The organism is Frankia sp. CeD, from assembly GCF_000732115.1.
Classification (GTDB): domain Bacteria; phylum Actinomycetota; class Actinomycetes; order Frankiales; family Frankiaceae; genus Frankia; species Frankia casuarinae.
Map to the genome: position 1 here is coordinate 88,004 of NZ_JPGU01000007.1, position 15,043 is coordinate 103,046.

General features: G+C 70.7%; 10 protein-coding genes and 1 tRNA gene. 10 read left to right on the top strand and 1 reads right to left on the bottom strand.

The features are described 5' to 3' along the window. Nucleotide 1 precedes the first annotated feature (1 nt). Nucleotides 2-3,628, bottom strand: coding sequence for a transcription-repair coupling factor (mfd, locus tag CED_RS07030; RefSeq protein ID WP_035909325.1), 3,627 nt, complete (start codon nucleotides 3,626-3,628; stop codon nucleotides 2-4). Nucleotides 3,629-4,286: 658 nt separating this feature from the next. On the opposite strand from mfd, the gene CED_RS07035 reads away from it, so the two are divergent. The 10 genes from CED_RS07035 to CED_RS07080 all read left to right on the top strand — a co-directional run bounded on the left by CED_RS07035 (nucleotide 4,287) and on the right by CED_RS07080 (nucleotide 14,962). Beyond that, entirely contained in the window at nucleotides 4,287-4,730 is a 444-nt protein-coding gene (locus CED_RS07035) for a MerR family transcriptional regulator (RefSeq protein WP_011438299.1), read from the top strand. A gap of 282 nt (nucleotides 4,731-5,012) precedes the next feature. Then, complete coding sequence (locus CED_RS07040; RefSeq protein WP_035909326.1) at nucleotides 5,013-7,073, top strand: S49 family peptidase; 2,061 nt, start codon at nucleotides 5,013-5,015, stop codon at nucleotides 7,071-7,073. 391 nt (nucleotides 7,074-7,464) lie between these two features. Further along, a complete protein-coding gene (eno, locus tag CED_RS07045) occupies nucleotides 7,465-8,748 on the top strand; it encodes a phosphopyruvate hydratase (protein ID WP_035909390.1) in 1,284 nt (427 codons plus the stop codon). A 4-nt stretch (nucleotides 8,749-8,752) separates the two neighbouring features. Further along, nucleotides 8,753-9,127 carry a septum formation initiator family protein gene (locus tag CED_RS07050; protein ID WP_011438296.1) on the top strand — a complete coding sequence of 125 codons (375 nt, stop codon included), beginning with the start codon at nucleotides 8,753-8,755 and terminating at the stop codon, nucleotides 9,125-9,127. Nucleotides 9,128-9,216: 89 nt separating this feature from the next. Beyond that, complete coding sequence (locus CED_RS07055; RefSeq protein ID WP_035909393.1) at nucleotides 9,217-9,843, top strand: DUF501 domain-containing protein; 627 nt, start codon at nucleotides 9,217-9,219, stop codon at nucleotides 9,841-9,843. A 25-nt stretch (nucleotides 9,844-9,868) separates the two neighbouring features. Continuing rightward, nucleotides 9,869-10,930, top strand: a complete 1,062-nt coding sequence (locus tag CED_RS07060) for a Ppx/GppA family phosphatase (protein WP_011438294.1) — start codon at nucleotides 9,869-9,871, stop codon at nucleotides 10,928-10,930. 91 nt (nucleotides 10,931-11,021) lie between these two features. Next, entirely contained in the window at nucleotides 11,022-11,819 is a 798-nt protein-coding gene (locus CED_RS07065; RefSeq protein WP_023840076.1) for a uracil-DNA glycosylase, read from the top strand. A gap of 168 nt (nucleotides 11,820-11,987) precedes the next feature. Then, nucleotides 11,988-13,535 (top strand): NAD(P)/FAD-dependent oxidoreductase, encoded by a 1,548-nt coding sequence (locus tag CED_RS07070; RefSeq protein WP_011438292.1) that lies wholly within the window; start codon nucleotides 11,988-11,990, stop codon nucleotides 13,533-13,535. Between the two features lie 351 nt (nucleotides 13,536-13,886). Beyond that, nucleotides 13,887-13,961, top strand: a tRNA-Leu gene (locus CED_RS07075). A gap of 242 nt (nucleotides 13,962-14,203) precedes the next feature. Further along, a complete protein-coding gene (locus CED_RS07080) occupies nucleotides 14,204-14,962 on the top strand; it encodes a Bax inhibitor-1/YccA family protein (protein WP_023840078.1) in 759 nt (252 codons plus the stop codon). Nucleotides 14,963-15,043 lie beyond the last annotated feature (81 nt).

Sequence of the window (15,043 nt, forward strand, 5' to 3'; positions counted from 1 at the left end):
GTCAGATCGAGGCCGCCGCGGCGGCGACCGAGTCGCCCGCGACCGCATGCAGGAGCTGGCCGACCCAGACGAGCAGGGCCCGGTCCCGCAATGGCCGGGAACCGATGCGCCCCGTCTCGGTCGGCGCGGGAACGAGTACGGTCCGCACCGCCGGTTTGACCACGGCGCCCCGGTAGAGCCGGGTCAGCCGGAGTGTCTGACTCTCCCGCAGCTCCAGCGGAGCGAACCGGATCTGGCGACCGGCGGTGATGATCTCCGTGACGCCGAAGCGCCGGGCAAGCACCCGCAGGCCCGCGACGGCCAGCAGGTTCTCGACCGGTTCGGGCACCGGACCGAACCGGTCCACGAGCTCGCCACGCACCTCGTCGATGTCGGCGTCCGTGGCGGCGCCGGCCAGCCGCCGGTAGGCATCCAGCCGCAGCCGCTCGCTCGGCACGTAGTCATGCGGCAGGCTCGCGTCGACCGGCAGCTCGACCTTGACCTCCGGGGGCTCCTCGACCCCCTCCCTGCGGTACTCGGCCACCGCTTCGCCGACCATCCGCACGTACATGTCGAACCCGACCGAGGCGATGTGCCCGGACTGCTCGCCGCCGAGCAGGTTGCCCGCTNCCCGGATCTCCAGGTCCTTCATGGCCACGGCCATTCCGGCACCAAGGTCGTTGTGCTGGGCGATCGTGGCGAGCCGGTCGTGGGCGGTCTCGGTCAGCGGCTTGTCCGGCGGGNAGAGGAAGTAGGCGTACGCCCGGTCCCGGCCCCNCCCGACCCGGCCGCGCAGCTGGTGCAGCTGGGACAGGCCGAACACGTCGGCCCGCTCGACGATGAGGGTGTTGGCGTTGGAGATGTCCAGGCCCGACTCCACGATCNTCGTGCAGACCAGCACGTCGAACTTCTTCTCCCAGAAGGAGACCATGACCTGCTCAAGCGCGTCCTCGTGCAGCTGGCCGTGGGCGGTGGCGATCCGCGCCTCGGGAACCAGATCGCGCAGCCGGGCGGCGGCCCGGTCGATCGTCTCCACCCGGTTGTGGATGAAGAAGACCTGCCCCTCGCGCAGCAGCTCCCGGCGGATCGCCGCGGCCACCTGACGGGCGTCGTAGGCGGCGACCGAGGTCAGCACCGGGTGCCGCTCCTCGGGCGGAGTGTCGATGGTCGACAGCTCCCGGATGCCGGTGATCGACATCTCCAGCGTGCGGGGGATCGGTGTGGCGCTCATCGTGAGCACGTCCACCGCCGTGCGCATCTTCTTGAGCTGCTCCTTGTGCTCGACACCGAAGCGCTGCTCCTCGTCGACGATCACCAGGCCGAGATCCTTGAAGCGGTTCTCCCCGGACAGCAGCCGGTGGGTGCCGATGACCACGTCGACACTGCCGGTAGCGAGCCCCTCCTGCACCGCCTTGTGTTCGGCGGGCGAGTTGAACCGGCTCATCGCCTTCACCACCACCGGGAATGCGGCGTAACGCTCGGAGAAGGTCTGGAAGTGCTGCTGGACCAGCAGCGTCGTGGGCACCAGCACCGCGACCTGCTTGCCGTCCTGCACCGCCTTGAACGCGGCCCGCACCGCGATCTCGGTCTTGCCGTAGCCGACGTCGCCGCAGATTACCCGGTCCATCGGGACCGGCTTCTCCATGTCGGCCTTGACCTCGTCGATGGCGGCGAGCTGATCGGGTGTCTCTCGGAACGGGAAGGCGTCCTCCAGCTCACGCTGCCAGGGACTGTCGGGAGCGAAGGCATGCCCGGGAGCAGCCATCCGGGCGCTGTAGAGCCGGATCAGCTCACCGGCGATCTCCTTGACGGCCCTGCGGGCCCGACTCTTGCGCTTGGCCCAGTCGGCGCCGCCGATGCGGTCCAGGCTCGGCGCGTCACCCCCGACATACCGGGTGATCTGTTCAAGCTGGTCGGTCGGCACATACAGTCGGTCGCCCCGGGCGTACTCCAGCAGAAGGTACTCCCGCTTGGCGCCCGCGACGGTCCTGGTGACCATCTCGACGTAGCGGCCGACGCCGTGCGCGTCGTGGACCACCATGTCCCCGGGGAGCAGGGCGAGCGGATCGATGCCCTTGCGCCGCCGGCTCGGCATGCGCCGCATGTCCTTCGTGCTCACCCCGCGGGCACCCGCGATGTCGCTTTCAGTAAGAACGGCGAGGCGCAAAGTATCGCTGGTGAAGCCGGTGGCGAGCCGACCGCAGGTGACTATGGCGACGCCCGGAGTGAGCGTGGCCTCCTCGGCGAGGCCGGCGCCCAGGTCGGCGTCGCGCAGCATCTCCACCAGGCGCTGCGCCGGACCGTGCCCCTCGGTGACCAGCAGCACTCGCCAGGACTCGGCGAGCCAGCCCTTGACGTCGGCGATGACCGCCGCGGTGTCCCCGTGGTAGATCGGCGCGGGCCGGAGGCTGGCGACCACCGTGTTGTCGCCGTAGTTGTCGCCGTAGTTGTCGCCGTACTCGGTCCCGTCGTAGGCGGCGCCCGTCAGCCCGGTGCCCGCCGGTTCCCGGTCGCTGCCTGCCGGGGTCGACATGAAGGGAGTGACCGACCACCACGGCAGGCCGAGATCCTCCGCACGCTCGCGGACCTCGATGATCGATCGGTAGGCGGCCGCGCCGAGATCGATCGGCGCGCCGCCACCCAGCGCCGCGACGCTCCACGNCGCGTCGAGGAACTCCTGGCTCGTGCGCACCAGTTCGCTCGCCCGCGAACGGACCCGTTCGGGATCGCAGACCAGCACGTGGGTGCCGGCCGGCAGATCGTCCAGGAGTAGTGACATGGCGTCGACGAGTACCGGGGCGAGCGCCTCCATCCCCTCCACGGGGATGCCGTCGGCGATCTTGTCGAGCAGGTCCAGCAGCTCCGGGTGGCGCGTCGCGAGGTCCGCGGCCCGCGCCCGCACCTGCGCGGTCAGTAGCAGTTCGCTGCACGGCGGCGCGAACAGGACACGGCCACCACCGGTCGCGCCATCATCCTCCGGTAGCGCCCGCTGGTCCGCCACGGAGAACCGGCGGATGTCCTCGACTTCATCGCCGAAGAACTCGACCCGCAGCGGATGTTCCTCGGTGGGCGGGAAGACGTCGAGGATGCCGCCGCGCACGGCGATCTCGCCGCGCCGCTCGACCAGGTCCACCCGGTGATAAGCGATGTCCACCAGCCGCGTCACCACGCCGTCGAGGTCGGCCGTATCGCCCTCGGCGAGGGTGACCGGTGCGAGCTCGCCGAGCCCGGCCACCTGGGGTTGCAACACCGCACGGATCGACGCGACCACGATCCGCAGTGGCGGCCGACCGGTGCTCGCCGGATGCGCGAGCCGGCGCAGCACGGCGAGGCGCTGCCCGACCGTGTCAGCCCGGGGGGACAGCCGCTCGTGGGGCAGGGTCTCCCAGCTCGGGAAGACCGTGACCACATCGGGACCGAGCAGGCTGCCGAGCGCCGACGCCAGATCCTCGGCCTCCCGGCCGGTAGCCACGACAGCGAGGACCGGCCGGTCGGCCCCGACCGCCAGGGCCGCGGCGGCGAAGGGCCGCAACGCCGCGGGACCAGCGAGGTCGAGGACCGGTTCACCGACCGCGCCGATCGCCCGGCCCAGGGCAGGGTCCCCGCCGGGACGGGCGATCAGCGCGTCGAGCAACGGCGCGAGGGTCATGGGGTGCGTCCCTGTGCCTCTCGGTTGGTTGGGATCCGATGGTTGGGATCCGACGACGTGACACGGCGAGGCCGATCCGGCCCTGATCTACCGTCCGGCCCGGCCCCGCTCCACACGACGCTTCCGCCCGGCGATGCCCCGGTCCGCAGGCGCCGGCAGCGGGTCAACCTCGATACCCAATCGATCTTGATGCCGAGCCGACCTTAATACGGGTCAACCTTGATACCGGATCGACCTCGATCGGCTCAGCCCTGTCGGCACAGACGATATGTCCAGCCTACGACAACCTTCCCACCCGCCCCGGCAACCCACCCTCCTCCCGTTCGGACCGGCGCCATGTTCGTCGGGGCCGCGGTAACGTGCGCGTCCATACGAACGCGGGGCCGGCCGGGTGGACGCCGTGGACACGGCCGCAGGGCCGCATCGGCGAGCGCGACGGCTCCGACGTGACGCATCTCACGTTTCCGGCAACGCGGTCCGGTCGGTACCGGACGACGGACGGCACGCTCGGGCGCCCCGCACTCCCCCGTCCCGCCCGCTTCGGCGAAGGGGGCGCCACATCGCCGAGCGACGTACAGTCGACTGCCTGACGTCCGGTCCGGTTGCCCAAAATCGTCCGGTCCGGTCGTCCAATATCTACCCTAACGTAAGGGCCGAGTTGTCCACCAAGCGCCGTGGTGTTTCGGGATCGAACACGACCCGTGGCGACGTTTACCAGATCGGGGACGTTGCGGAGCGGGTCAGCCTCTCCCTGCGAACAGTCCGCTACTATGAGGAGTCAGGGCTCCTCGCGCCGGTAGGTCGGACCGTAGGGGGATTTCGTCTCTACGACGACGACGCCATCGAGCGGCTGCTCCTCATCAAGAAGATGAAACCGTTGGGGTTCACCCTGGAGGAGATACGGTCGCTGCTGGCCCTTCGTGATGAGCTCGCCGAGCCCGACCTCGCCGCGGGCGTCCGGGCCGAGCTCCAGGAGCGGCTTGGCACCTGGGTGGTACTCGCGGAGGAAAAACTCTCCACGCTTCGGGAGCAGGTCAGCGTCGCGGAGTCGTTCGTCGGCGGGCTGCACGACGACGCGAAACGGTCGGGAGGAACCGTCTGATCCGCGGATACCGATCACCGCACCCACCGCGGCGGGCCTCGCGCATCGCACCGGCAAGACCAAGATCAAAACTTGAAGTTATTTTCCGGCGGCGCCAGGGGTCCCCGCACTGCGCCGGAGGCGCTGTGGGTTCTTTGCGCCGGAGGCGCCGTGGGTTCTTTGAGGGTTGTCCCAGGAGGTTCGCCGAAGGCGAGGCGACGGAGACCCCGTACGGCGCCCGATGCCAGGGGTCCCCGCACTGCGCCGGAGGCGCCGTGCGGGGGAAGGCTAGCCTCTGAGGGCATGGCTGCCATCCCACGTAAGGCGCTGGCCGACGTCCGCCNGATCGCGGCGCGGCGGACGGCTCCGATCGTCCTTGAACTCGATCTGACGGTCGACCCGATCGAAGGCGTCCCCACCGACCCGATCACCCTGGCGCTCGCCCGGCGTCGGACGACCCTGCGGGATGTCGTCGAAGGCCTACGGTACGCGACCGAGGATCCCCGGGTGTCCATCGTGGTCGCGCATATCGCCGCCTGCGGGATGCCGCTGGCACGTATCCAGGAGATTCGCGCCGCGATCGCCGCGTTTCGTGCGGCCGGTGGCACCGCCATCGCCTACGCGGACACCTTCGGGGAGTTCGGGGGCGGCACGGCGCCCTACTATCTGGCCTGCGCGTTCGACGAGATCTGGCTCGCCCCGCCCGGTGACTGCGGCCTGACCGGTCTCGGGATGGAGGCGCCGTTCCTGCGGGGAGCGCTCGACCGGCTCGGTATCTCCGTCGAGATCGGCCAGCGGTACGAGTACAAGAACGCCGTCAACACGCTGGTGGAGCGGGACTTCACCCCGGCGCACCTGGAGGCGGTCAGCCGGATCATCGAGTCCAGCTCTGACCAGATCGTGGCCGGCATCGCCGAGGGACGCGGGCTGTCCACCGACCGGGTTCGGCGTCTGATCGATCTCGGACCGCTGGCCGGGTCCGTCGCGCTCGACACCGGTCTCGTCGACCGTCTCGGCTACCGCGACGAGGTGTACGCGGCGGCACGGGAACGGGTGACGCGGGGGCCGTCGGCCGGATTCGGGGGTGACGGGGAGGGCGCGGGCCGGGAGGATGCGCGCCGCGGGTCCGGCGCGGAGCCGGTTTTGATGTACGCCTCCGCCTACCGGCGGTCCGCCGAGCGGCGGGAGAAGTTCCCGGCGCTTCGCGTGGCGGCGCTGGCGGCCGGCGGTCCGGCGGCTTTCTTCTTCCGCGAGGTTCCCGATGATCGGGACGGCTCCCGTCCCGACGGCGCCGGGGAGGCCCACCTCCACCCGGACGAGGCCGCGGGCAGCGGGACGAGTGCGCTGGCCCCCTCCGTGACGGCGCCACATCGAGACCCGAAGAAGTCGGTCATCGCGCTCATCCATGGGACCGGGCCGGTCGTCCTCGGACACGGTGCCCCGGGTCCGTTCTCCGGGCCGGTGCTCGCAGCGGAGGCCACCGCGGCGGCCTTCCGTTCCGCCGCGCGTGATCCCGCGGTGGCGGCGGCGGTGTTCCGGGTGAGCAGCCCTGGGGGTTCCTACGTCGCCTCCGACCTGGTCCGCCGGGAGGCCGAGCGGTTCCGGGCCAGCGGCCGGCCGCTGATCGTCTCGATGGGTGACGTGGCGGCCTCTGGTGGCTACTTCGTCGCCCTGGCATCCGATGCGATCGTGGCGAACCCCGGCACGCTGACCGGCTCGATCGGGGTGTTCGCCGGCAAGCAGGTGATCAGCGGGCTGCTCGACAAGGTGGGAGTGGGCTTCGGTGCCGTCGCGGAGGGCGAGCATGCGCTGATGATGTCGCCGCGGCGGCCCTTCACCCCGGGGGAGCGGGAGAAACTGGAGGAGTTCCTGGACCGGGTCTACGCCGACTTCGTTGACAAGGTGGCGGTCGCTCGCGGGCTGTCCCGGGACCAGGCGCACCAGCTGGCCCGCGGCCGGGTGTGGACCGGCGCGGACGCCCATGCGCACGGCTTGGTGGACGTCCTCGGCGGGTTGGCGCAGGCGATCGAACTCGCCTGGTCGCGCGCCGGTCTGCCGGCCGGTGAGACTCCGCGGGTGCGGCTGACGCCCAAGCCGTCGGTGCTGGAACGGGTCCGGTCGCCGAAGTCCAGCGAGGACCGCGGGGCCGCCGCGTCGGTGGCCGGGTCGGTGGCCGGGTCGGTGGCCGGGTCGGTGGCCGGGTCGGTGGCCGGGTCGGTGGCCGGGTCCGCCCTGGGCCTGCTCGGCGCTGGTCCCGGTGCCGGCTTCGTCCCGGGTTGGGGGGCGCTGGCACCGCTGGCGGCGCGGCTTGGTCTGCCCTCGGCCGGTCCGCTGGTCATGCCGCCGATCGGGCGGATCGGTTAGCCGGTCCGCACCGGTGGCCCACAACGAACTCGCCGGCCTGTGGGATGCGTGACACCGCCGTCCGCGGGAGGATCGACGCCCGGGTGCCCGACGGCCAGGCAGGCGGTGAAATGACCGTCGGGTGGCCGGTGAACGGACCCGCCGCGGGTGAATGGACGCGCCGCGCCGGGCCGGGACCGGCGTCGCGTCGCCGTGGGGCGACGGTAGTCTCGCAGCGACCGGTTTCGTCCGGACGGCACCGCTCGTCCCGCGCCACGATCCGCGGCAGGCCATCAGGGTCTGCCCCGGTGGCCTGCCGCGGGGNGGTGGCTTCCGGTCACCGGCCTGTGGCGGTCCGCTGCTGCCACCGCGTCATCGTTCCGTGTCAGAGCGCATACCGGAGGTCGAAGCCGTGCCGTCTATCGAGGCCGTCGGAGCCCGCGAGATCCTTGACTCGCGCGGTAACCCCACCGTCGAGGTCGAGGTCGTCCTGGAGGACGGCACGCTGGGCCGCGCCGCGGTGCCCAGCGGGGCGAGCACCGGTGCCTTCGAGGCCGTCGAGCTGCGCGACGGGGACAACCGCTATGGCGGCAAGGGCGTGACCAAGGCCGTGGCCGCGGTGATCGACCGGATCGGTCCGGCGATCATGGAGTTGGAGGCCACCGAGCAGCGTCTTCTCGACGCGACGCTCATCGACCTCGACGGCACCCCGGGCAAGTCGGCCCTCGGCGCCAACGCCCTGCTCGGGGTCAGCCTGGCGGTGGCCAAGGCGGCGGCGGCGTCGAGCGGCCTGCCGCTGTTCCGGTACCTGGGAGGTCCGACCGCGCACCTGCTCCCGGTGCCGATGATGAACATCCTCAACGGTGGTGCGCACGCCGACACCAACGTCGACATTCAGGAGTTCATGATTGCTCCGATCGGCGCGAGCACCTTCGCCGAGTCGCTGCGCTGGGGTGCGGAAGTCTATCATGCGCTCAAGAGCGTGCTGAAGGCGCGGGGCCTGGCGACCGGCGTGGGCGACGAGGGCGGCTTCGCGCCGAGCCTGCCCACCAACCGGGAGGCTCTCGACCTCATCGCCGAGGGGATCGACAAGGCCGGCTTCGCCCTGGGGACGGACATCGCCCTGGCGTTGGACGTTGCCTCCACCGAGTTCTACGCGGACGGGTCGTACACCTTCGAGGGCAACTCGCGTAGCGCCGAGTACCTGAGCGACTACTATGCCGAGCTCGTCTCCGCCTACCCGATCGTCTCCATCGAGGACCCGCTGGCCGAGGATGACTGGGATGGCTGGGTGGCGCTCACCGAGCGGCTCGGTGGCAAGGTGCAGCTCGTCGGGGACGACTTGTTCGTGACCAACCCGGAGCGGCTGGCTCGCGGGATCGCCTTGAAGGCCGCAAACGCCCTGCTGGTGAAGGTGAACCAGATCGGCACGCTGACCGAGACGCTNGACGCGGTGAACCTGGCCCACCGTAGCGGCTACCGGGCAATGATGTCCCACCGGTCCGGCGAGACCGAGGACACCACCATCGCCGACCTCGCCGTCGCGGTCGACTGCGGTCAGATCAAGACCGGCGCCCCGGCGCGCTCGGAGCGGGTCGCGAAGTACAATCAGCTGCTGCGCATCGAGGAGGAACTCGACGNCGCGNCCCGGTACGCGGGCGCCGCCGCNTNCCCCCGCCGCAGGCAAGCCGGCTGATCCCATGCCGCCGCGGAACACCGCGCTGACCACGAGGGCGACCCTGCTCGCCGTCGTGATCTGCGTGCTGGTCCTGACCCTCGCCTATCCGCTGCGGCTGTACCTGCAGCAGCAGGCCAAGCTCTCCGAGCTGAGCCGGACCAACGCGCAGGCCCAGGCGAGGGTCAACGAGCTGCGGGCGACGGTCGAGCGCTACGACGACCAGGCCTGGGTCGAGGACGAGGCGCGCCGTCGGCTGCATTACGTCAAGCCCGGTGAGCGGGCGTACCTGATGCCGATCAAACCGGCACCCACCAAGGACGGCGACGAGACCCGCGGCGGGTCGTCCGGGGGCTCGGCCTGGTACGCCCGACTCTGGTCGGAGATCTCGACGCCGTAGCGGTCACGGGGCGGGAGCCCCGACCCCGGTGCGGCGAAGGAACGGGCTTGGCGGACGGTGATGACGGCGATGACGGCGAGGGGGTGAGTATGGCACCGGCGGTGACGGCCGAGGATCTCGAGATCGTGCGCCGTCAGCTCTCCCGCGAGCCGCGAGCCGTCCTCGCGGTGGCCCATCGCTGCTCGTGCGGTCTTCCCGACGTGGTCGAGACCGCACCGCGGCTTGCCGGCGGCACCCCCTTCCCGACCCTGTACTACCTCACCTGCCCCCGGGCTGCGTCGGCGATCTCGCGGCTGGAGGGGGTCGGGGTGATGCGCGAGATGACAGCCCGGCTGGCGGAGGATCCGCGGCTCGCCGCCGCCTACGCCGTCGCCCNCCGGGACTNCCTCGCCCGGCGCGACGCGCACGAGGTGCTGCCCGCCGCTCCGAGCGCGGGTGGCATGCCCGATCGGGTCAAGTGCCTGCACGTCCTCGTAGCGCACAGTCTCGCCGTGGGTCCGGGAGTCAATCCGTTCGGTGACGAGGCCCTTGCGGCTGTTCCCGACTGGGGTCGGNGGGGGCCGTGCGTGGCNGGTGGCCGATGTCCGGGCGTTGACGAGGCCGAGGCGCCCGGACCCGCCCCGGGCGGCGGGGCGGCGGGCGACGGACCGACCGGCAGTCGTTCGACAGGGGATCCGGCAGGGGACCCGACGGGGGATCCGAAAGAGATCCGATAGGGGATTTGACCGGGGAGGAGAGACCGTGAGTCGGGTCGCCGCGATCGACTGTGGAACCAACTCGATCCGTCTGCTGGTGGCGGACGTCGAGGGATCGACCCTGCACGAGCTGACCCGCCAGATGGAGATCGTCCGGCTGGGGGCCGGGGTCGACCGGACCGGTGAGCTCGCGCCGGAGGCGCTCGCCCGCACCTTCACCGCGCTGCGGGACTATGCCGAGCAGATCGAGCGGCTGGGAGCCTCACGGGTGCGGATGGTCGCCACGAGCGCGACCCGCGACGCGCGCAACCGCCATGAGCTCGTCGCCGGGGTCCGCGCGATCCTCGGTGTGGACCCCGAGGTGATCAGCGGGAACGAGGAGGCGGCCCTGTCCTTCGGCGGCGCCATCGGTGACCTCGTCGGCCGAGCCGGTTCGTTTGACGCCGGTTCGTTCGACGCCAGTTCGTCTGCCGGTTCGGTCGAGGGCGCGCCGACGGGGCCGGTCGCCACGCCGATCCTGCTCGCCGACATCGGCGGCGGCTCGACCGAACTCGTCCTCGGGGACGTGAGCGGGGTGCGGGCCGCCCGTTCGGTGAACGTCGGATGCGTGCGGCTGGCGGAGCGGCACCTGCACGATGATCCGCCGACCGGCGCGCAGGCCGCGGCGATCGTCGCCGACGTGCACGCGGCACTCGACCTCGCCGCCCGTACCGTGCCCCTGACCGAGGCGGCGACGCTGGTCGGCGTCGCGGGGACCGTCACCACGGTCGCCGCCCTCGCGGCTGATCTCCCCGAGTACGACCCGACCCGCATCCACCTGTCCGTGACGACGGCGGAGCAGGTCGCGCAGGTCACGGACCGGCTGCTGAGGATGACGCACGACCAGCGCGCGGCCCTGCCGGTGATGCACCCGGGTCGGGTGGACGTCATCGCCGCCGGCGCGCTCGTGCTGCGCACCCTGGTCGAGCGAACGGGCGCCGCGGCGGTGGTGGCAAGCGAACGCGACATCCTCGATGGGATAGCGCTGGCCCTGGCCGCCGCGCCGGGCGCCCCGGCCACCGGGCCCGGGCGGGCGGCGCCGCCCGTCACCGCCGGCCCGTCGGTATGAGGACCAGCTGTAGGAGGACCGGTGGGGCGGGGNGACGGACGGGACGGGTGACCCGGTGCGGTCAGGGGGCCCGGTGCGGTCAGGGGGTCCGGTGCGACCGGGNAGCGGTTGGCCGGGGGACCTCGCCGCCGCCGACACACCGGTCGCAGCCACGCCGGGCGAGGTCCGCGCGTTGGCCGCCGACGCGACGGGCACCCGGGAGCTCGATGCCCGGATGTCCGTCTGCCGGGCCTGCCCGCGCCTGGTCACCTGGCGGGAAGAAGTCGCGGCGGTGCGGCGGGCGGCCTTCGCCGAGCAGGCCTACTGGGGGCGTCCGGTGCCCTCGTTCGGCCCGGGCGACGCCCGGATCCTCGTCATCGGTCTGGCGCCCGCGGCCCACGGAGGGAACCGCACCGGACGCATCTTCACCGGGGACCGCAGCGGCGACTGGCTGTTTGCCTCGTTGCACCGCGTCGGGCTGGCGGCGCTGCCGACCTCGGTGTCCGCCGGGGACGGTCAGCGTCTGACGGCCACGCGCATCGTCGCCGTCGTCCGTTGCGCTCCGCCCGCGAACAAGCCGACCACTACGGAGCGTGACACCTGTCGGCCCTGGTTGGTGCGTGACCTGGAGCTTGTCCGGTCCACCCTGCGGGTCATCGTCGTCCTCGGTGGATTCGCCTGGTCCGCCCTGTGGCCCGCCCTGGTCCAGGCCGGATTCCCGGTTCCTCCGCGCCGGGTGTCGTTCGGGCACGGCGTGCGGGTCGAACTTCCCGTATCCGGGGTGTCGGTCGTTGGNTGCTATCACCCAAGCCAGCAGAACACCTTCACCGGTCGGGTCACCGAAGTGATGCTTGACACGATTTTTGGCACGGCGGCGGAGCTCGCGGAAGTGGTTGAGCGGGCCGGGTAAGTCTTTGTCCTTGTGGCCGTCGACACAGAAGGTGAGCNGGAACACGGTCCCCACGCATCGGCACCACGGGCCGAAGACCGCCGGTATTCGTGTCCTGCGTCACGAAAAAAGCTGGGCGGCCAGCCCGGGACCAGGGTGTAACACGGCCCTCGTGGGTACGTTTTTGCCATGGGCTACGGGCAACCACCGCACATCCTCATCGTCGGCGGAGGATACGTCGGCATGTACACGGCCCTGCGGCTGCGGCGGAAGCTGCGCCAGGACGAGGCATTGGTCACAGTCGTCGAGCCCAACTCGTACATGACCTATCAGCCTTTCCTCCCGGAAGCGGCGGCCGGCAACCTTGAGCCACGGCACGTGGTGGTGCCGCTACGTAAGGTGCTGAAGGGCTGTCGGGTTGTCAGCGGAAGCGCGCTTCAGGTGTCGCATGGGACACGGACCGCCGTGATCAAACCATCCCTTGGCGAGAAATTTGATCTTAAGTACGACATCTTGGTGATGTGTCCGGGATCGGTGGCGCGAACCCTGCCAATCCCAGGGCTCGCGGAGCAGGGCATCGGCTTCAAGAGCGCGGCCGAGGCCATTTATCTCCGTAATCAGGTCATCAGCCGGTTGGACGCGGCCGCCTCGGTGACCGATCCCGCGGTCCGGCGCCGGGCGCTGACCTTTCTCTTCATCGGCGGAGGGTATGCCGGAATAGAGGCTCTTGCCGAGTTGGAGGACATGGCCCGCGATGCGTGTTCTTTCTATCCTGATCTGAAACCGACGGATATGCGTTGGGTCCTCGTTGAAGCCGCCGGCCGTATTCTTCCCGAGGTTTCACCCGGAATGGGGCTTTATACCCTCCGGCAGCTCGAGCACCGGGGCATCGACGTCAGGTTGAACACGCGGGTGGAGAGCCTGGTCGGTGGGCGGGTTGTGCTGAATAACGGTGAGGAGTTCGACGCGGGCACCATCGTGTGGACGGCCGGGGTGCGGGCGAACCCGATGCTGGCCGACACGGATCTGCCCTTGGACGATCAAGGCCGGGTGCGCGCGACCGTCTTCCTGCAGATCGACGGGGTGGGTGACGCGTGGGCCGCGGGTGACTGCGCGGCCGTGCCCGACCTGACCAGGGGCGAGGATGTCACGACCGGTCCCTCGGCCCAGCACGCCGTCCGCCAGGCTCGCCGGCTGGCCCTCAACATCCTCGCCGAGCTGCGCGGCGAGCCCCTCGAACCATACGAGCACAGCTATGCCGGCAGCGTGGCGTCCCTGGGCCTGCACAAGGGTGTCGCCGAGGTCTACGGGGTCAAGCTGCGCGGCTGGCCCGCCTGGTTCATGCACCGGACGTACCACCTGAGCAGGGTTCCCACCCTCAACCGCAAGACCAGGGTGGTCGCGGACTGGTCGTTGGCACTGTTCTTCCGCCGCGAGATCGTCTCGCTCGGATCCTTCGCCGATCCCCGGGCCGAGTTCCGNCGGGCGGCGATGCCGTCCGCGTTCGCCGCGGCCATCTCCCCAGGCACGCCCGGCACTCCGGTCACGACGACCGGGCGGAACGGGACCACTCGCGCCCCCGCGTCCGCCGTCGCAGCCGACTCGCCCGGCGATGCCGAGGGCGGTGAGGCCGAGGGTGGTGAGGCCGCGTCCCCGGGTGAGGATGTCGTCCGGGCCGCACCGACCGGCAGGATCTCCCGCGGCCGGAGCCGGACGCCCGGTCCGCGCGGCACGTGAACTGAGCGCCCGGCGGCACCATGGCCGGCGTGTGACGGTAGGGACGCCGGGAGCCTGCGGGCCGGTGAATCGTCGCCCGGTTGCGATGGTTCACCGGCCCTCGTGGCTTCACGGCACTTAGGTGGGGGTGTTTTCCCGCGTCTCCGCTCTGGCCGTCAGGACCAAACCCGACGGTGGACCCGCCTTTTAGCGATCTGAGCTGTCCACCGATCGAAGGGGATGGCGAACAGTTGGCATCCTCGTCACGATGAGTCACGCTTTCGGTCGTGCCGCCATCTCCGGACCACTTTTTCCGCATGTGTTATTCCCAGACCCTACGTAGCGTGGTAGAAACATCAGCGATGTAGACGAGCCGGTGTATCCCAACTGGTAGAGGAGGCTGTCCTAAAAACAGCTCGAGTGTCGGTTCGACTCCGACCACCGGCACAATCCTTTCTCGGTCATCCGGGCATCTGACCGATGAACCGCGGCCGAGGAGGGGAAGGCTTCGTCGCTGTGGGATGCTGTGAGGATGCGCGCGTGGACGTGCGCCGCGATGCCTTGTCGCCATCCACCGTGTCCCGGTGCGCCGGGAACTCCCGTATCCCAAGGAACGTTCCAGACGGTGACGTAGGCTGTAGTCACCGAGGGTGATGCCTCCCCGGAGGCGACCGAGAGGAGCCGGCTCCATGGCCGACCTTCGTTCCTCGAACCCCGCGTTCCGTCGCGGTGGGTTCGCGTCTCCTCCCACGCCGACCCCCGAGGAGCTGGCGAGCCACTACCGCCAGCCCACCACCCTCACGATCGACGACGTCGTCGTGCACACGCTGGGGCTGTTCGCGCTGCTGGCGGTCGGTGGCGCGGTCGGCTGGGCCCTCGCGCCGGACTCGCCCGGCATCGCGCTGGGGGCCGGCCTCGTCGCCCTGGCGATCAGCCTGTTCGTCTCGTTTCGCAACCTGATCAGTCCGCCGCTCATCATCGCCTTCGCCCTGATCGAAGGGGTGGCGGTCGGGGCGGTCTCGCGCTACTACGAGAACGCCTTCAACGGCATCATCCCGCAGGCCCTGCTCGGGACCGGTCTGATCTTCGTCGCGATGCTGGTCGCCTACCGTAGTGGTCGGCTACGGGCCACCCCCCGGATGGCCCGTATCGTGTTCGGCGTGCTCCTCGGGGTCGTGCTCCTCGGCCTGACCGACCTCGTGATCAGGGCCACCAGCGGAAGCCACCTGCCGGTGATCAACGATGCGACGCCGCTCGGCATCCTGTTCAGCCTGCTTGTGCTCGGCGTCGCGAGCCTGCAGTTCATCCTCGACTTCGACTACATCGAGCGGGCGATCGCGTCCCATGCGCCGCGTTCCGAGGCGTGGCGGGCGGGATTCGGCCTGCTGATCGGCTTCGTCTGGGTCTACCTGGAGACGCTGCGCCTGCTCTCCAAGCTGCGGCAGTAGCGCGCGGGTCCGTCGTGGGGCCGGGTCCTGCCGATGATCATGTCAGGGCGGGCAGGGTCAGGGCGCGCGTGGTCAGGGCGC